General features: G+C 67.7%; 17 protein-coding genes and 1 tRNA gene. 14 read left to right on the top strand and 4 right to left on the bottom strand.

The window, feature by feature from the left end; genetic code table 11:
• The first annotated feature begins 98 nt into the window (after window positions 1-98).
• The 3 genes from H0I76_RS04410 to H0I76_RS04400 all read left to right on the top strand — a co-directional run bounded on the left by H0I76_RS04410 (window position 99) and on the right by H0I76_RS04400 (window position 3,553).
• The gene (locus H0I76_RS04410) at window positions 99-2,915 is read left to right on the top strand and encodes an intermembrane phospholipid transport protein YdbH family protein (RefSeq protein WP_200607487.1); all 2,817 of its coding nucleotides are present in this window, start codon (window positions 99-101) and stop codon (window positions 2,913-2,915) included.
• An 82-nt stretch (window positions 2,916-2,997) separates the two neighbouring features.
• On the top strand, window positions 2,998-3,189 hold the full coding sequence (locus H0I76_RS04405; protein ID WP_200607485.1) for a YnbE family lipoprotein: 192 nt from the start codon (window positions 2,998-3,000) through the stop codon (window positions 3,187-3,189).
• A 1-nt stretch (window position 3,190) separates the two neighbouring features.
• Window positions 3,191-3,553: a YdbL family protein gene (locus H0I76_RS04400; protein WP_200607483.1), complete on the top strand. Its 363-nt coding sequence runs from the start codon at window positions 3,191-3,193 to the stop codon at window positions 3,551-3,553.
• Window positions 3,554-3,629: 76 nt separating this feature from the next.
• Here H0I76_RS04400 and H0I76_RS04395 read toward each other — a convergent pair whose 3' ends face one another.
• From H0I76_RS04395 to H0I76_RS04385, 3 genes are all read right to left on the bottom strand, one after another.
• Entirely contained in the window at window positions 3,630-4,376 is a 747-nt protein-coding gene (locus tag H0I76_RS04395) for a L,D-transpeptidase family protein (RefSeq protein ID WP_200607480.1), read from the bottom strand.
• A 319-nt stretch (window positions 4,377-4,695) separates the two neighbouring features.
• A tRNA-Gly gene (locus H0I76_RS04390) sits at window positions 4,696-4,769 on the bottom strand.
• Between the two features lie 68 nt (window positions 4,770-4,837).
• A complete protein-coding gene (locus H0I76_RS04385; protein ID WP_200607478.1) occupies window positions 4,838-6,040 on the bottom strand; it encodes a pyridoxal phosphate-dependent aminotransferase in 1,203 nt (400 codons plus the stop codon).
• A 360-nt stretch (window positions 6,041-6,400) separates the two neighbouring features.
• Between H0I76_RS04385 and H0I76_RS04380 the strand changes: the two genes are divergently transcribed.
• From H0I76_RS04380 to H0I76_RS04345, 8 genes are all read left to right on the top strand, one after another.
• A complete protein-coding gene (locus H0I76_RS04380) occupies window positions 6,401-6,781 on the top strand; it encodes a helix-turn-helix domain-containing protein (protein WP_200607476.1) in 381 nt (126 codons plus the stop codon).
• A gap of 73 nt (window positions 6,782-6,854) precedes the next feature.
• Window positions 6,855-7,757 (top strand): ROK family protein, encoded by a 903-nt coding sequence (locus tag H0I76_RS04375; protein ID WP_200607474.1) that lies wholly within the window; start codon window positions 6,855-6,857, stop codon window positions 7,755-7,757.
• A 38-nt stretch (window positions 7,758-7,795) separates the two neighbouring features.
• Window positions 7,796-8,056 (top strand): FAD assembly factor SdhE, encoded by a 261-nt coding sequence (locus H0I76_RS04370; RefSeq protein WP_200607471.1) that lies wholly within the window; start codon window positions 7,796-7,798, stop codon window positions 8,054-8,056.
• Between the two features lie 277 nt (window positions 8,057-8,333).
• Complete coding sequence (gene mmsB, locus H0I76_RS04365; RefSeq protein WP_200607469.1) at window positions 8,334-9,260, top strand: 3-hydroxyisobutyrate dehydrogenase; 927 nt, start codon at window positions 8,334-8,336, stop codon at window positions 9,258-9,260.
• A 113-nt stretch (window positions 9,261-9,373) separates the two neighbouring features.
• Window positions 9,374-9,883, top strand: coding sequence for a MarR family winged helix-turn-helix transcriptional regulator (locus H0I76_RS04360; protein WP_234455070.1), 510 nt, complete (start codon window positions 9,374-9,376; stop codon window positions 9,881-9,883).
• A 266-nt stretch (window positions 9,884-10,149) separates the two neighbouring features.
• On the top strand, window positions 10,150-11,415 hold the full coding sequence (locus tag H0I76_RS04355) for a RodZ domain-containing protein (protein ID WP_200607466.1): 1,266 nt from the start codon (window positions 10,150-10,152) through the stop codon (window positions 11,413-11,415).
• Window positions 11,416-11,620: 205 nt separating this feature from the next.
• A complete protein-coding gene (gene ispG / locus H0I76_RS04350; protein WP_200607464.1) occupies window positions 11,621-12,754 on the top strand; it encodes a flavodoxin-dependent (E)-4-hydroxy-3-methylbut-2-enyl-diphosphate synthase in 1,134 nt (377 codons plus the stop codon).
• A gap of 1 nt (window position 12,755) precedes the next feature.
• Window positions 12,756-13,295, top strand: a complete 540-nt coding sequence (locus H0I76_RS04345) for a DUF1499 domain-containing protein (RefSeq protein WP_200607462.1) — start codon at window positions 12,756-12,758, stop codon at window positions 13,293-13,295.
• A 25-nt stretch (window positions 13,296-13,320) separates the two neighbouring features.
• On the opposite strand, the gene H0I76_RS04340 is transcribed toward H0I76_RS04345, so the two are convergent.
• Window positions 13,321-13,602 carry a hypothetical protein gene (locus H0I76_RS04340; RefSeq protein ID WP_200607460.1) on the bottom strand — a complete coding sequence of 94 codons (282 nt, stop codon included), beginning with the start codon at window positions 13,600-13,602 and terminating at the stop codon, window positions 13,321-13,323.
• A gap of 78 nt (window positions 13,603-13,680) precedes the next feature.
• Between H0I76_RS04340 and prfA the strand changes: the two genes are divergently transcribed.
• The 3 genes from prfA (at window position 13,681) to H0I76_RS04325 (ending at window position 16,489) form a co-directional block, all read left to right on the top strand.
• Window positions 13,681-14,739, top strand: a complete 1,059-nt coding sequence (prfA, locus tag H0I76_RS04335; RefSeq protein ID WP_200607458.1) for a peptide chain release factor 1 — start codon at window positions 13,681-13,683, stop codon at window positions 14,737-14,739.
• Complete coding sequence (prmC, locus tag H0I76_RS04330) at window positions 14,736-15,596, top strand: peptide chain release factor N(5)-glutamine methyltransferase (protein ID WP_200607455.1); 861 nt, start codon at window positions 14,736-14,738, stop codon at window positions 15,594-15,596. The genes prfA and prmC overlap by 4 nt, the downstream gene beginning before the upstream one ends.
• A gap of 212 nt (window positions 15,597-15,808) precedes the next feature.
• A complete protein-coding gene (locus H0I76_RS04325) occupies window positions 15,809-16,489 on the top strand; it encodes a DUF4167 domain-containing protein (protein ID WP_200607453.1) in 681 nt (226 codons plus the stop codon).
• Window positions 16,490-16,511: the final 22 nt, after the last annotated feature.

Raw genomic sequence — 16,511 nt, 5'->3', positions numbered from 1 at the left:
CGTGGCCGTGTCCTGCATTCGATCTCGATGCTGTGACGGGCCCGAGCACGGCACGCCGCCAACAAGCTGCTTGCGGCGACACGTCCGACGCGGCGACGATGCGGGAGACGGGACGGATCGGACGGATGGGGACGAACCCGGTGCGAAGATTGGCGCGGCGGCTTCTGATGCTCTTGTGCGTGCTGGGCATCGCCATCGTCGCGCTGCACCAGTCACGGCGCATGGTTGCCGAGCACGCGGCCCGGTATCTCCTCGAATCGCAAGGCATGACCGTCGACGCGTTGCGCGTCTCGGAAATTGGCGGAACCGCTGCCCTGGTCGAGGGTGTGCGCCTGACGGGGCCGGACCTCTCGGCCGAGCGGATCGAAATTCTCTATGACGCCGCCGGGCTGTCGCGCTCGCGCATTTCCGAGGTCCGGCTCGACGGGCTTCGGCTCGATGTCTCGGCGGGCCTCGCCGAGATCGAGGAGATGCTGGCGGGCGGGGCCGGCGGCGACACTTCGCTGGCCGTCGATCTGATCACGGTCACCAACGGCACGCTGATCCTTGGCCCGCCATTCGCGGGAACGGTGACGATTGACGGCAGCCTGCGGCCGTCGGGCGAGGGGGCAGTGGCCGAGCTCGATGCCGTGCTGGATCTCTCGGCACTCACGGGCAAGGTGCGGCTGAGCTCCGACGGACTTGCGACAGGCGCGCTGATCGCGGTCACGGGGGAGGCGGCGCTTGATCTGGGCGAACTCGCGCGCATCGCGGACCTGGCAGAGACGGGGTCAGGGCAGGGGCGCGTCGTGTTGGAGTTCGAAGGCAGCGCAGCGGCGCCGACGGGCATGGACCCGTTCTCCGCGCTGACCGAGGCGCTGACCCTGGCGGGCCGGTTGCGCGTCGAGGATGCGCGGATTGGCGCTGAGAGCGCGATTTCGGGCGAGCTTGACTGGTCGCTCGAGGGGCGGGACGGCGAAGTCGCTCTTCAACTTACGCCGCCGTCGCGACTCGAGGCTGCGGGGATCGACTTGGCCGCGCTTGGCATCATCGGCGGCAACCTGGACGAGCGCATCCTGACCGAGATTGCGGGTGCCGGAGCCGAGGTGCGCTGGCGGCCGCTCGGGCCTGGCGGGGAGTTGGGGGTCAGGGCTGCGCTGCGCCTTTCAAGAGGCGAGGCAGTGGCGGATTTGAACCTGATGGCGCGGTCGGTTCACAACGCGGACATGAGCCTCTCGCAGGATGCGGCGGCAAGCTTCGAAGTTGCGGCTGCTGCCATCGACCTGTCGCGCCCCGACTGGAGCGCGCGCCTCGATGCGTTCGGCTGGCAGGGCGAGGCGATCATCCTTCCCGACGGGCGTCTTGAGATCTCGGGCCCTGCATCCGCCCAGCTGTCGGAGGCGCGGTTGGCGTCCACCCGAATGGCCGCTGCGACGTTCGAGGGCGATCTGCGCGTCGCCGGGATGGCGAGCGACTGGGCGCTGGAAGCGGCGGCCGGCACGTCGCTGGCCATCGAAGGGCTAGTCTCACCCGGCGTTGCGGCGATCGAGGGGCGGGTGGCGGCGGAAGTCGAGGAAGCCCGCGTCTCGGGCGGCGATTCCGGAGTGAAGCTCGCGCTGGCAGCGCGGCTGGGGCCATTTGGCGCCGTCCTCGATGCTGAAGATGGCCCCGTGGCCATCGAAGACATCGAGGCTCGGGTCGTCGTCACGGGTGACGACGCGGCGACGGGCGATGCCTCGCTCTCCGAAGTCGCCGCGCGCCTTCCCGAGCAGGCCGTCGAACTCTCGGATGGCACGGCGACGATCACGCGGCACGGGTCAGGCGATGCGACCGACATCTCCGTCGCAGCCGCCATCCGCGATATCGCGCGCGCGCAGCGGTTTGCACCTGCGGAACTGGAATTGTCGGGCACGCTGCAAGGCGAGGCGCTGGCAGCGTCGGGTGCGGTCGCGCTGACCGGGACTGGGGTGTCGATACCCATCGAGCTTGTCGGCGATCTTGCAGGTCCGAACGCCGAGGCCCGCCTCGGCCCGGCGCCGCTCGCGTTCAGGCGCAGTGGTTTGCAGCCCGCGGCGCTCAGCCCGCTGCTCGCATCTGTGCGCGATGTCGACGGCCGGGTCACGCTCGACGGCACGATCTCGGTGGCAGCCGGTTCGGCACCCGAGACGCGGCTCCTACTCAGATTCGATGATGTGGCGGCGCGGAGCGCGGACACCGATGTTGAAGGTCTGTCGGGCACGCTCGGCCTGAGCAGCCTCTCGCCACTCGCCTCCGCGGGCACCCAGCGGCTGAGGGCGCGGCGTGTCGTTGCCGGGGTCCCTCTGACCGACGCGGACCTGCGCTTCTCGATTGCGCCGGCACGGCGGGGACATGCGATCCGCATTCGGACGGCCGCGGCCGGGCTCGCGGGTGGAACGGTCGGGCTGGCGGAGACGACATGGGTCACCGGGGCGTCCGGCAACGCGGTACGCGTCTCGCTCGAGGGCGTCTCGCTCGAGCGCCTGCTGAGAGACTGGCACATCGAAGGGGTCAGCGGGACGGGGGTGCTTTCCGGCTCGCTGCCGCTCGAGTTCGCGGGGGGCGGCGTGGGTGTCACGGGCGGCGTTCTCGCATCGGGTGGCCCCGGCGTGGTGCAGGTAGACTGGGGAGGCGCCCGCGAGACCCTGGTCGGCGCCGGGCAGCAGGTCGAACTCGCGGTGCGCGCGCTGGAGGATTTTCACTACGAAATCCTCTCGGTCGGCGTCGACCAGGTGCCGGGCGGTGAGATGACCCTCGCGATCAGGCTCGAGGGAGCGAACCCTGATGTCCTCGACGGCCACCCGTTCAACTTCAACATCAACCTGAGCGGTGAACTCGACCGGATCCTCGCGGCGGTGCGCGAGGGGCGCAGGATCGGCGCGGGACTGTTGCGGGGCGGGATCGGCAGCTCGCCCTGAGCGAAATCGTCTCGACCGGCGCCGGGCCGCGGGTATAGTCGGAGAGGCTTGCCGATTGGCATCACGCGAGGGAGTGCAACCGATGACAGGACGCCGCGCAATCGCGCTGCTGGGCTTGGTGCTCTCGGTTGCCGCCTGCGAGCCGACCGTGAAGGTCGAGGCGCCGAAGGAGCCGATCACCATCAACCTCAACGTCAAGGTCGATGCCGAGGTCCGCGTGAAGCTGGAAGAACAGGCCTCGCAGGACATCAAGAATTCGCCGGAGATCTTCTGAGATGGCGCATCTTATCCGCTGCTTCCGGCGCGTCGCCGCCGTGCTGACCGTCGCTCTGATCATGCTCGCCTCGGAAACGCCGGATGCATGGGCGCAGTCCAAGCTCGACAGCTACCGCGCGAACGGCGCCGTGGCCGAGCGCTTCGACGGCTACGTCGAGGTGCGTGACCCCGGCGCGCCAGGCGATGCGCGTGCGCTGGTCAACGAAGTGAACGCGCAGCGCCGTGCGCTCTACGAGAAGCGCGCCAAGGAGACCAATGTTCCGGTGGCCGAAGTCGGCAAGCTGTTCGCCACCAAGATTGTCGAGCAGGCGCCCAAGGGCACCTACTTTCGCCAACCCAGCGGAAGTTATGTCCGAAAATGATACAGAAGCGGGATCGTCTCCGCCCTTAAGGCCGTGGCCGTGCGGGCCGTGCATCTCGGTGTGAAACGCGGCGGGCCTATGACCCGCGCGCCAGTTTTGCCGAGGCCGTTCCCCGGCGGTAGACATCCATGTGGGTCCGCAGCACGCCCTCGGCGTCGGGGAATGCGGTGAAATAGCGGAACAGGACCGGCACGCCTTGGGTGTCCATGTCGAAAGTGCGGCTGCCATTGGCCGCGCGACGGACCTCGTCGGTATCGAGGTCGAGCACCCATGCGGCGATCGCGTCCCAGCGCTCGACACGGATGCAACCTCCTGAGAGCGCCCGCTCCTCGCGGTCGAAGAGCTTGGGCTGATTGGTGCCGTGGAGGTAGATCAGCATGCCCGGCTCGAGCCGGATCGCGAGCAGCCCGAGCGGGTTCCGTGGCCCCGGCGGCCAGCGCCGGTCCTTGTACTTGCCGCTCCTGACCATGCTGGGCGTCGGACGCCAGGTGGGGCGGAAGCGCACCACGGATGTCTGGGTGTCCACCATCGGCGTCCGGTCGCCGTCGACGTCGCGTCCGACGATCACCCGGCTGCGCAACACCGGCTCGCCGTCCTCGAGGGCGATTAGCTCGTAGGACGGAATGTTCACGACGATTGCCTTGCCTTTTTGCGGGACGCGCAGGGGGATGTCGTGACGATCCATGAGTTGCTGAAATTCCGAAGGTCGCTCCTTGACCGCCGGGATGTCGTGCAGAGCGATCTTGCTGGCGTCCGCGCGTTCGGTCGTCGCGCATCCGCTCGCGAGCAAGCAGACGGATCCGATCGCGGCAAGGAGCGCCATGCGTATGAATTCGGAGGTTCTCGGACGGCCGAAATGACCAAGAGTGCGGAAATATCTGGCAGCAAGCATAACCCAAGCCCAAGTTCGAATATGAGAACTGCGGGCTGAGCCCGTCTGTGGTCTTGCTGCTCGATCTCACTATAGACCAGATTTGTGGCTATACCGTGTATCCGTTCTCACAGATCACGGAAATTTGCCGATCGGCCGAGGCGCAAGCGCGCGGTCGATCGCGCCACAGGAAACACATCGCCAACCACGCGAACGGTTGATCCCGCGGACGCGGCTAACCGGTTGTGATCACGGAGTGTTTGGGGGCGCTTGGAGCGGGTAGCGGGAATCGAACCCGCGCGTTCAGCTTGGGAAGCTGACAGGCTACCATTACATCATACCCGCCCGGGCATGCATGCCGCCGATCTAGCATCGCGCCCGAAGCCGTGCAAGAGGGCTCCGGGCGCGCCGCGTCACGAGAGGCTGGCGCAGAATCGCTGAATGCGCTCGCACGCCTTTTCCAGCAGTTCGTCCGAGGTCGCGTATGACACGCGGAAGTTCGGGCTGGTGCCGAAGGCCGCGCCGAACACCGCCGCCACCCCTTCGGTCTCGAGCAGCTGCGTGCAGAACACCTCGTCGTTCTCGATGACCACGCCCGCCGGGGTCTTCCTGCCGATCAGCTTCCGGATCGACGGATAGACATAGAAGGCCCCCTCGGGCGTCGGGCACTCGATGCCGGTCGCCTGGTTCAGCATCGAGACCACGAGATCGCGGCGGCGCTGGAACGCCTTGCGTGACTCGGCGATGTAGTCCTGCGGGCCGTTCAGCGCCTCGACCGCTGCCCACTGGCTGATCGAGCAGGGGTTCGAGGTCGACTGCGACTGCACCTTGGCCATCGCCTTGATCAGCTGCTCGGGTCCGCCGGCATACCCGATGCGCCAACCGGTCATCGAATAGGCCTTGGAGACGCCGTTCACGGTCAGCGTGCGGTCGTAGAGGCCGCGCTCGACCTGCACGGGGGTCACGAAGTCGAAGCCCTCGTAGGCGATGTGCTCGTACATGTCGTCGGTCATCACCCAGACATGCGGATGGCGCATCAGCACGTCGGTCAGCCCCTTCAGCTCGTCGCGCGAATATCCGGCGCCCGAGGGGTTCGACGGCGAGTTGAAGATCAGCCACTTGGTGTTCGGCGTGATCGCGGCCTCGAGCTGCGCGGGCGTCATCTTGAAGGCCGTGTCGATCGAGGTCTCGATCACCACGGGCGTGCCGCCGCCCAGCAGCACCATGTCCGGATAGCTCACCCAGTAGGGCGCGGGGATGAGCACCTCGTCGCCGGCATTGAGCGTGGCGATCAGGGCGTTGTAGAGCACCTGCTTGCCGCCGGTGCCGACCGAGATCTGGCTGGGCTTGTACTCGACCCCGTTCTCGCGCGCGAACTTGGCGCAGATGGCTTTCTTAAGCTCGGGAATGCCGTCGGGCGCGGTGTACTTCGTCTTACCGGCGTTGATCGCCGCGATCGCGGCGTCCTTGATGTTTTGCGGCGTGTCGAAGTCCGGCTCGCCCGCACCCAGCGAGATGACGTCGCGTCCGGCGGCCTTGAGCTCGGCCGCAAGCGTCGAGACCGCGATGGTGGGCGAGGGTTTCACGCGGGCGAGAGCGTCGGCGAGGAAGGCCATTGCAAGGTTCTCCTGTGCGAGAAAGCGGATCGTCGCGCGTGATACGCCCCGCGAGCGCGCGCGGCAAGCGCCGGGCGACCGCTTTACCCCCGAAATCGCGACGTTTTTTGTCAACCGTGCCGATCTGTGCTCGCATTGCCGCGCGCGACGAGGGGACGCGGCCGTCGATGCGAGGGGTGACATCCGGGGGCAGGCGAGATAGAACGCACACACAAGACGCATGCCGGGGTCGGCCGTGCATCGCCCGATCCCCCGGGGTGGCTCTCTAGCCCGTGTTCCGCGTCAAGTGACGCCCGTGGCGCCCATCGGCAGCGCCGCCCCGAGACGCGCGAATTTGCGCCATATACGGAGGATTACCGCATGGATGATTATACTGACACCGCGGCAACGTTTGGTGACCGGCTCTCCCTTGCGCGCGAGGCGCAGGGCATGACGCCAGCCCAGCTTGCCCGGCGTCTGGGTGTGCGGCGCGACACGTTGGAGGCCTGGGAGGCGGACCGCTCCGAGCCGCGTGCCAACCGGCTTCAGATGCTGGCTGGGCTGCTCAATGTCTCGCTGATCTGGCTCATGACCGGCGAGGGCCCCGGTGGCCCCAATCCGAACTCGGTGCCGGCGGACACCTCGAGCGAGGTTGGCAAGCTGCTCGCCGAGCTGCGCGATATCCGCCTGGATCAGGCCCGCGTGCTCGAGCGGATGGCGCGCGTCGAGAAGCGCCTCAAGACGCAGGCCGGCGCGGCCTGACCCTCCGGCCCCGTTGCGCGCGGTGCGCGGGCATGCATAGGCTCGCGCATCGTCATCGCGGGGGGCAAGAGCAATGCGCATCGGCGTCGATCTGGGCGGCACCAAGACCGAGGCGGTTGCGCTCGGCCCCGGTGGCGAGATCCTGGCGCGCGAGCGGGTGCCGACGCGGCGCGAAGATTACAACAAGATCGTAGCGGACATCGTGTCGCTGGTTGGCCGGGTCGAGGACGCGGCAGGCGGGCGTGCGGCGGGGATAGGGCTTGGCATCCCGGGCTCGTTCTCGCCGGTCACGGGGCTCGTGCGCAACGCGAGCACGACGGTCCTGATTGGCCAACCCTTCGATCGCGACATTGCCCAAGCGCTTGGCCGCCCCGTCCGGATCGAGAACGACGCGAACTGCTTCGCGCTGGCCGAGGCGCGCGCCGGCGCGGGGCAGGGATATGGCGTGGTGCTGGGGCTGATCCTGGGGACCGGCGCCGGCGCCGGCATCGTCGTGCATGACGGGGTTCATGTCGGCCCCAACCGCATCGCCGGCGAATGGGGCCATATTCCGCTGCCGGATCCGAATGACGACGAGCGCCCCGGCCCGGAGTGCTTCTGCGGCCGCCGGGGCTGTGCCGAGACCTGGATCTCGGGCACCGGGCTCGAGCGAGACCACGCCAAGGTGACGGGCGAGCGCGCGCGAGCGGCCGAGATCGCGGCGCGCGCGACGCAAGGCGACGCGGCGGCGCTGGCAACGCTTTCGCGCCATATCGATCGGCTGGGCCGCACGCTGGCGGTGGTCGTCAACATCCTCGATCCCGACTGCATCGTGCTTGGTGGCGGGCTCTCGCATCTAGAGCATCTCTATCGCGACTTGCGTGGCGCGACCCGGCCGCATGTCTTCTCGGACTGTTTCGACACACCGATCCTTCGTAACCAACTTGGCGACAGTGCGGGCGTGATCGGCGCGGCCTGGCTGTGGCCCGAGGTATGAGACCCCGCTATAAGCCGGGCGAAACCCCGGAGGAGCCGATGACCGAAAGCCGCGAGACCCGCCTCAAGCGCCTCAAGATCCGCAGCTGGCGACGCGGAACGCGCGAGATGGACCTGATCCTCGGCCCCTTCGCCGACAGCGAGCTCGCGCGCCTCGACGAGAGGGAACTCGCAGCCTACGAGGCGCTGCTCGAGGAGAACGACCAGGATCTCTACGCCTGGGTCAGCGGCGCGGCCGCCCCGGCAGCGGAACACGAGGGGCTGCTCCGCAGCATCGCGGCGTGGCACCAGATCGGTTAAGGCGGGGTCTCGGCTCGCTCTGCGTCAAGCCATAGACACGACGGCGCCCTCCCGTTGCTGCTTGCTGGTTCGGCGGCTGTCCTGCGGGGATATTCCGATCATCTCGTACTTCCCGGGTCCGGCGGCCAGGATTGCTGCTCCCGAGTTGAGCGACGCACTCAGCAAAGCAGGGGCGAGGACGAGGAAGGCGCCGCGGCGCGGCCGTTCATGCGTCGCCGCTGCGGCGACTTACGCCTTGCCCCGCGCAGGTGCCCGCCCGATAGTCCGGCGCAAGGCGGTGCGGCCGCGAGAATTCACGAGACGGGAGGGGACGGACATGAAGATCGGCTTCATCGGGCTTGGCAACATGGGCTTGCCGATGGCGAAGAACCTGGTCGCCAAGGGGCACGAGGTGACCGGCTTCGACATGGTCGAGGCGAACCGCGCCGCGCTGGCCGAGGCAGGGGGCAAGGTTGCGGGCTCGGCGGCTGAGGCGGTGGCGGGCGCAAGCGCGGTGGTGACAGCACTGCCCGCGGCGAAGCATGTCAGGGCCGTCTACGAGGGCGACGGCGGAATCCTCGCCGCGGCGCCGAAGGGGACGGTCTTCATCGATTGCTCGACGATCGATGTCGAGTCGGCTCGCGCGGTGGCCAAGGCGGCGGAGGCTGCGGGGCAGATGATGGTCGACAGCCCCATGTCGGGCGGCGTGGGCGGCGCGACCGCAGGCACGCTCACCTTCATGGTCGGCGGTTCCGTTGAGGCCTTCGCCAAGGCGCGTCCCGTGCTCGAGGGCATGGGCAAGAACATCTTCCATGCGGGGGACTCGGGCGCGGGCTCGGCCGCCAAGATCTGCAACAACATGATGCTTGCGATCCAGATGATCGCGGTCTCCGAGGGCTTCAACCTTGCCGCCCGGCTGGGGCTCGACGCGCAGAAGCTCTATGACATCTCCTCGACTGCGACGGCGCGCTGCTGGTCGCTCAACGACTACTGCCCGACGCCGGGGCCGGTGCCGACCTCGCCTGCCAACCGCGACTACCAGCCGGGCTTCGCCGCCGCGCTCATGCTCAAGGACCTCCGCATCGCGATGGAGGCCGCTCAGGCGGCCGGGGCGCACGTGCCGCTGGGGGCGCACGCAACCCAGCTCTACTCGCTGATGGATCTGCAGGGAAAATCGGACCGCGATTTCTCGGGTATCATCGAGGTTCTGAGCGGCAAGGACTGAGGCGTCCCACCCAGGGCGAAAAAGGCGAGGCGCGCGCACTTCCTTTAACGCCCTGTTTGCCATTCTTGACGACACTCCCCCGTGCCAGCGAAGACCTGCCGCGGGAGAGAAGCATGAGACCCCAAATGGCCATTGTGCTCAGCTGTGACGACGCGGCAGGGCCACATGTCGTCGCGGGGTATGCCGAGACGCTGTCGCTGATCGAGCGCCTTCACCGCCTGGTCCTCGATGTGATCAAGGACGAGCTGGAACGCTCGGAGCAACTGGAGCTCACGGCGGTGCAGGCGCTCCTGCTTTTCAACATCGGCGCGCGGACCCTCACGGCGGGCGAGTTGCGCAGTCGCGGCTACTATCAAGGATCGAACGTTTCCTATAACGTGAAGAAGCTGGCGGAGGCCGGGTTCATCGAGCACCGGCGCAGCGATCTCGACCGGCGGACCGTCCGTATCAGGCTCACCGCGAGGGGTATGGAGATCCACGGGATCGTCGCCGATCTTCTCCGGCGCCACGCCGCGGATCTCGGGCTCGCCGACTGGCTGCGCCCCGACGGGTTCGACCGAGTGAACCAGTTTCTGCGCCGGCTCGAGCGCTATTGGACCGAGGAGATTCGCTTCGCTTACTGATCGCGGTCGCGTCGCCGCGAGAGTGCGCCAGTAGATCGCCACAGCGAGCCTTGCGTTTCTGTTGTTTGGATGCAATGCGGAGGGCCATGGATGGAATTTCGCGAATCTCTGCGGAACGATCCTGCTGCACAGCGTTTCTTTGTTAGAAAAGATGTGTCGAGGGGTTGTTCCGATTGAATTCTTCCGACGTTTTTGTAAAACTGTGGAAGAGGCGGAATGACCATCGGAACGATGGCGCGGCGATGACCTGAGCAGGAGAAGCCCGAGTGGCACTTCGGGGCTTTGATGATTACAAGCTCACGCTTGGCGACGAGATGCGCGGCGAGCGCGCTTGTCTTGGCAAGTCGCTCGGAGATGCCGAGCGAGACCTCTGCATAAAAGCGGACATGTTGTCGGCGATCGAGAACGCCGACATCGAGGCCTTTCCCAATCGCAGCGTGGTGCCCGGCTACGTCCGGTCCTATGCGCGTTATCTGTCGATGGATCCCGAGCACTGCTACGAGCGCTTCTGCGAGGAGTCGGGCTTCCGCTCGCCGCTCGCGACGTTCGGCATGGTGCCCGATCCCGCGGCGAACTCGACGCGCTCGCCCGACGCGGGCGCGCGTGCGGCCGTCGGGATTCCCACATCGGGCCTGACACAGTCGAGATTTGCCTATGCGCCGCGTGCGCGGCGGATCGGGGCTCCGATCTCACTGGGCGGTGTCTTTTCCGTGGTCGCGCTGATCGGCCTTGTCGGCGGCATCGGCTACGGCGGCTATGCGCTGGTGCAGGATATCCAGCGGGTCGGCTTCGCCCCGTTGCCGGAAGCCCCGGCAGTGGTGGCCGATGCGCCGGTGATCTCGGCCCCGGCGATCGCACAGGAAGCGGTGACCCTGTCGGCCCGCCCCGACGCCAGCGCCTATTCGGGTGGTGGTGCGCTCGCGCTTGCCACGCCAGCCGAGTTGCCTGCCCCCGCGATGGGGCGGCGTGACGGCCCGATCTCGGCGATTGATCCTGCGACTTCGGGCGTTTTCGCCAAGCATCTCGACCTGCCGCGCTCGCCGAGGGCTGCGGGAGGCGCAGACGACCGGCCGCTTGCCGTCTTCGCGACCGTCACGCCCGTCGAGGAGCGAGGGCATCCCGGTTTCGGCGCGGCCGTGAGGCAAACCGAGCCACCTGCCGATACCGCCGAGGGCGCGGCCGTCGAGGCGCCCGATCACGTTGCGCTGGTGATTGCCGACGAAGCATGGCTCCGTGTCCGCGACGCGGCCGGTGCCGTTCTCTTCGAGGGGCTGCTCAAGCCGGGCGACCGGTTCGAGGTGCCTGACCGCGCAGATGCTCCCGTGCTTCATGTGGGCAACGCCGGCGGTGTCTATGTCACGGTCGGCGGCATCCTTCACGGTCCGGTCGGCGCGCCCGGCAAGGTCGTCAAGAACTTCTCGCTTGTGCCGGCCGACCTGCGCGGGTCGGTGCCTGTTGCGAGCGGCCTTCCCGACGCGACGGGACATGCTGCTGGCGACATGCGCAGCGCCTCGGCGGAAATCCAAAACTGATCTGCCCTGTTATGCCGACCGGGCGGCGGTTGTCGCAGCGGTCGCTCGAGAACGGTGCAGCGGCGGTCATATGTACGCCGTTGCGGTGTCGCCGAGTGGCCGCGCTTGATGCGCCCGGGGCGTCTCGGGTCGGATCTCCCCTCGACTTGACCGGCACGACACCTTATTTCTCCGCACGAAACCCGAGCCGCTCAGGAGGCCACGCGTGAGCATCAACCATATCCGCCCGTGGCGCGACATCTACCGGCGCAAGAGCCGGAAGATCCGGGTCGGCCGCATCGAGGTCGGCGGCGATGCACCGATTTCGGTTCAGACGATGACGAACACGCTGACGACTGATGTCCAGGCCACCATCGCGCAGGTCAATCGCTGCGCCGAGGCAGGGGCCGATATCGTGCGCATCTCGGTGCCGGACGAAGACAGCTCGGCGGCACTGCGCCACATCATCCCGCATGTCGATGTCCCGATCGTCGCGGACATCCATTTCCACTACAAGCGCGCCATCGAGTCGGCCGAGGCTGGCGCCGCCTGCCTTCGGATCAACCCCGGCAACATCGGCGACGAGAAGCGCGTGAAGGAAGTCATCAGGGCCGCGCGCGACCACGGCTGTTCGATCCGTATCGGCGTGAACGCCGGCAGCCTCGAAAAGGATCTGCTCGAGAAATACGGTGAGCCGTGCCCCGAGGCGATGGTCGAGTCCGGCCTCGACCACATCAAGATCCTGCAGGACAACGATTTCCACGAGTTCAAGATCAGCTGCAAGGCGTCGGACGTCTTCCTGGCCGCCGCCGCGTACCAGGCGCTGGCCGATGCGACGGATGCGCCGATCCATCTCGGGATCACCGAGGCGGGCGGCCTCATGTCAGGCACCATCAAGTCGTCGATCGGGCTCGGCAACCTCCTTTGGATGGGCATCGGGGACACGATCCGCGTGAGCCTCAGCGCCGATCCGGTCGAGGAGGTGCGGGTCGGCTACGAGATCCTCAAGTCGCTGGGCCTGCGCCACCGCGGCGTGAACATCATCTCGTGCCCGTCCTGCGCGCGCCAGGGCTTCGACGTCATCAAGACGGTCGCGATCCTCGAGGAGCGGCTGGCGCACATCAAGACCCCGATGAGCCTCTCGATCATCGGCTGCGTCGTGAACGGCCCGGGCGAGGCGCTGATGACCGATGTCGGCTTCACCGGCGGTGGCGCCGGGTCGGGGATGGTCTATGTGGCCGGCAAGCAGGATCACAAGATGGACAACGACCGCATGGTCGAGCACATCGTCGAGCTTGTCGAGAAGCGCGCCGCGCAGATCGAGGCCGAGCGCGAGGCAGCGGCGCGGGCGGCCGAGTGAGATGACTGGCCGCACCGCCTCCGCGAGCATGGAACTGGCACCTGGATCCCTGAGACAGCGGGTCGTCCGGGTGGCAGGCCGCATCGTCGCGGCGGTGGTGGTTCTCGTCATCGCGCTTGCCATCGGCATGCGCGTCGTCCCGCTCAACCCGACCGAATGGCATACCGACCCGCTCGGTGCCGCGCGCAGTGGCGCGCCGAACGACTATCTGGTCCTGCCCCAGGGGATGAACTCGCCCGCCGACCGGATGATGGTGCCGCGGTCAATGCCGGCGCTCGATCTGATGACGCGGTTCGACGCCATCGCGCTCGCGACGCCACGGGTCGAGCGCATTGCCGGGGGACCGCAGCTTCTGTTCGCCACCTACGTGCAGCGCTCGGCCGTCTTCGGTTTTCCTGACTACATTTCGGTCCGTGCAGTCGAGGGCGAGGACGGGGCGGCGCTGGCAATCTGGTCGCGCTCGCGCTTTGGCTACTCGGATCTCGGTGTGAACCGACGCCGGGTGGAAGGTTGGCTCTCGACGCTCGACGGGGACAAGTGACGCGAGGGGCCGGGCCGCGGGCCGGTCAGCTGGTCGGGCAGGTTTCGCCGTTTCGGTAGCGCCAGGTGGTGACATTCACCGACCAATCGCAAAGCGCCCAGACCTCGCGCGCTCCGATCCGAAGGCAGGCGAACTGCCCCACGTCGACACGCCGTCCGCTGCTGTCGGTGCAATAGCAGTCGGGATAGCTGTAACCTTCCTTGGGCGGCGCGGGGGTGTAGTTCGGATTTGCGGGCGGCATGTACTGCGCCGCGGCGTGCTCCGCAGCGGCCCCCAGGAACAAGGCCAGGGCGAGCGCAATTCTCATCCGAAAAGGGTAAACCCAATCGCGGAGTTCGCAAAGCGGCGTCTTGACGGAGGCAGGCCGCCGGGGCAACTGAGAGCGATGATCCCGACCGAACGACTGCACGAAATCCTCGAGCGCTCGGCATATCTCGAGGCCCGCCTCGCCACAGCCGCCGCGCCCGGCGAGATCGCGGCTCTCAGCCGCGACTATGCCGCGCTTGGTCCCGTGGTCGGCGCGATCCGCGACTGGCAGGCGGCGATGTCTGACCTCGCCGCCGCCCGCGCGATGCTCAAGGACCCCGAGATGCGTGGGCTCGCGCGCGAGGAGATCGACGACATCGAGGAACGGCTCCCGGCGCTGGAACAGGCGCTCCGGCTCGCGCTGCTTCCCCGCGACGTGGCGGACGAGCGTGCCGCCATCATCGAGATCCGCCCCGGAACGGGCGGCGACGAGGCCGCGCTCTTCGCGGGCGATCTGTTTCGCATGTACACCCGCTATTGTGAGGCGCGCGGCTGGTCGGTCGAGATCCTCGACGAGAGCCCCGCCGATCTGGGCGGCCTCAAGGAGATCGTCGCCGCGATCCGCGGACGCGGTGTCTTCGCGCGCCTGAAGTTCGAATCCGGCGTGCATCGTGTGCAGCGGGTGCCCGTGACCGAGTCGGGTGGCCGAATCCATACCTCGGCGGCGACGGTGGCCGTGCTGCCGGAGGCCGAGGAGGTGGACGTCGAGATCCGCCCCGAGGATATCCGTATCGACACGATGCGAGCGTCCGGCGCCGGCGGGCAGCACGTCAACACCACCGATTCAGCGGTTCGACTCACGCATCTGCCGACCGGCATCGTCGTGACCGCTTCCGAAAAATCGCAGCACCAGAACCGGGCGCGCGCGATGGAGGTGTTGCGCGCGCGGCTCTTTGATCTGGAACGCCGCCGCGCCGACGCCGAGCGCGCCGCTACCCGCAAGGGGCAGGTCGGGTCGGGCGACCGTTCCGAGCGGATCCGAACCTACAACTTTCCGCAGGGTCGCGTGACCGATCATCGGATCGGCCTCACGCTCTACAAGCTCGACCAGGTGCTGGCGGGCGATCTCGACGAGATCACCGATGCGCTGATCGAAGCCGACCAGGCGGCACTTCTGGCGGAGATGTCTGCCGGATGAGCCAGACCCGGGCCGAAGCGATCCGGCGGGGCAGCGCCCGGTTGAGTGCCGCGGGCGTTCCCGGCGCCGATCGCGACGCGCGGCTGCTCTACCGCTGGGCCGCGGGGCTGAGTGGCGCGGGCCTGGCGTCCGGCCTTCAGGACCCGGCCTCGCCCGGCGAACTCGCGCGCTTTGGCGAGGCGCTCGCACGGCGCGAGGCGCGGGTTCCGGTGTCGCAGATCACCGGCCTTCGAACCTTCTGGGGGCGAGACTTTCGCGTGACGCCGGCGGTTCTTGATCCCAGGCCCGAAACCGAGACGCTGATCGATGCGGCGCTCTCTGGCTCCGCCGCCCGGCGGGTGCTCGATCTCGGCACGGGAACCGGCTGCATCCTGGTCACGCTGCTGGCCGAATGGCCCGAGGCGATCGGAACCGGTGTCGATGTCAGCCCCGATGCGCTGGCGGTTGCGGCTGACAATGCCGCGGCGCATGACGTGGCGGGCCGGGCGCGGTTCGTGCTCTCGGACTGGTTCGACGCGGTTTCGGGCGAGTTCGACCTGATCGTGTCGAACCCGCCATACATTGCCGAGGCCGAGATGGCCGACCTCGAGCCCGAGGTGGCGCTACACGAGCCGAGGATCGCGCTCACGCCGGGTGGCGACGGGCTTGACGCCTACCGCGCGATCGCAGCGGGGGCGGGCGCGCATCTTGCACCGGGTGGGCGCATTCTGGTCGAGGTCGGCGTCCACCAGGCGCGGGCGGTGGCTGCGATCTTTTCTGCCGCAGGCCTTGTCCATCACGAAATCTTGCGCGATTTGAACGGCCATGAACGTGTGGTTTTGGTGCAATCGGCAAGAAAAATGGCCGAAAACCGATAAATCGGGTTGAGCCCGGCGAAAAAAGGAATATACAAAAAATATTCCGGTCGAGGTGCATCAAAGGCTTGCGCCGTCGGGGTGGCCGGAAACGCATCGAATCACGCGCCATAACCCGTCGTCTTCTGCCGTGTGCGGTCGCTGCTGCACAACAGAATTGCGGATCGGGTATCCCTCGTGTCCCGGCACGGTGGCCGCAGCAAGATCAGTGTGAGATGAGACAAGCGCAGAAATCCAACCGTGCAAGGGGTCGCGGCGGTCGCAAGGGCGGCGGCGGTGGCGGCAATAATCTGAACCGCGTCTACGAGAGCGCGGGACCCGAGGGCAAGGTCCGCGGCACGCCGCAGCAGATCGTCGAGAAATACCTCAGCCTCGCGCGAGACGCGCAGACCTCGGGCGACCGGGTCGTGGCCGAGAATTTCCTTCAGCACGCCGAGCATTACCAGCGGATCGTCCTGCAGGCGATGGGCGCGCAGGAGGAGCGGCGCGAGAGCGTCGCCTCCGATCAGGACGACGACGATGCCGACGACACGCCGCAGGCGTCTCAGGGTCATCGCGGCGGCGAGCATCGTCCGCAGGGTGGCAACCCGCAGCACAGCAATGGCCGCGATCACGGCTCGCAGCCTTCCTCCGACGGGTCTCCGTCGCATAGCGCGCCGAACGTCGTGAGCTCGATGGCAACGATCGACCTCAGCGACGACGATCAGCAGGATCTCCTGGTGACGACCGATCAGCCGAGTGGCCAGCCCCATGTGGGCGAGGCATCGGATGCTGCCGATCCCGCCGCGTCCGAGGCCAAGGCCCCGCAGGCGCGCCGCCCGCGCCGCCCGCGTCGGCGCCCGGCCGAGACCGAGGCATCCGGCGCCGAGGCACCCGCCTCCGGCGACGAGAACTGACGCCAAGCGGCCGCGCTCCAAC

The organism is Thermohalobaculum xanthum, from assembly GCF_016623495.1.
GTDB classification, from domain to species: domain Bacteria; phylum Pseudomonadota; class Alphaproteobacteria; order Rhodobacterales; family Rhodobacteraceae; genus Thermohalobaculum; species Thermohalobaculum xanthum.
The sequence above is the reverse complement of the archived record's forward strand: the minus strand, read 5'-3'. Positions and strand labels throughout refer to the sequence as shown.

Bases quoted from the DNA above. Each gene is read 5' to 3' on its own strand.
- H0I76_RS04410 (WP_200607487.1), top strand. From the start codon at position 99: ATGCGGGAGACGGGACGGATCGGACGGATGGGGACGAACCCGGTGCGA.
- H0I76_RS04405 (WP_200607485.1), top strand. From the start codon at position 2,998: ATGACAGGACGCCGCGCAATCGCGCTGCTGGGCTTGGTGCTCTCGGTT.
- H0I76_RS04400 (WP_200607483.1), top strand. From the start codon at position 3,191: ATGGCGCATCTTATCCGCTGCTTCCGGCGCGTCGCCGCCGTGCTGACC.
- H0I76_RS04395 (WP_200607480.1), bottom strand. From the start codon at position 4,376: ATGGCGCTCCTTGCCGCGATCGGATCCGTCTGCTTGCTCGCGAGCGGA.
- H0I76_RS04385 (WP_200607478.1), bottom strand. From the start codon at position 6,040: ATGGCCTTCCTCGCCGACGCTCTCGCCCGCGTGAAACCCTCGCCCACC.
- H0I76_RS04380 (WP_200607476.1), top strand. From the start codon at position 6,401: ATGGATGATTATACTGACACCGCGGCAACGTTTGGTGACCGGCTCTCC.
- H0I76_RS04375 (WP_200607474.1), top strand. From the start codon at position 6,855: ATGCGCATCGGCGTCGATCTGGGCGGCACCAAGACCGAGGCGGTTGCG.
- H0I76_RS04370 (WP_200607471.1), top strand. From the start codon at position 7,796: ATGACCGAAAGCCGCGAGACCCGCCTCAAGCGCCTCAAGATCCGCAGC.
- H0I76_RS04360 (WP_234455070.1), top strand. From the start codon at position 9,374: ATGAGACCCCAAATGGCCATTGTGCTCAGCTGTGACGACGCGGCAGGG.
- H0I76_RS04345 (WP_200607462.1), top strand. From the start codon at position 12,756: ATGACTGGCCGCACCGCCTCCGCGAGCATGGAACTGGCACCTGGATCC.
- H0I76_RS04340 (WP_200607460.1), bottom strand. From the start codon at position 13,602: ATGAGAATTGCGCTCGCCCTGGCCTTGTTCCTGGGGGCCGCTGCGGAG.
- prfA (WP_200607458.1), top strand. From the start codon at position 13,681: ATGATCCCGACCGAACGACTGCACGAAATCCTCGAGCGCTCGGCATAT.
- prmC (WP_200607455.1), top strand. From the start codon at position 14,736: ATGAGCCAGACCCGGGCCGAAGCGATCCGGCGGGGCAGCGCCCGGTTG.
- H0I76_RS04325 (WP_200607453.1), top strand. From the start codon at position 15,809: ATGAGACAAGCGCAGAAATCCAACCGTGCAAGGGGTCGCGGCGGTCGC.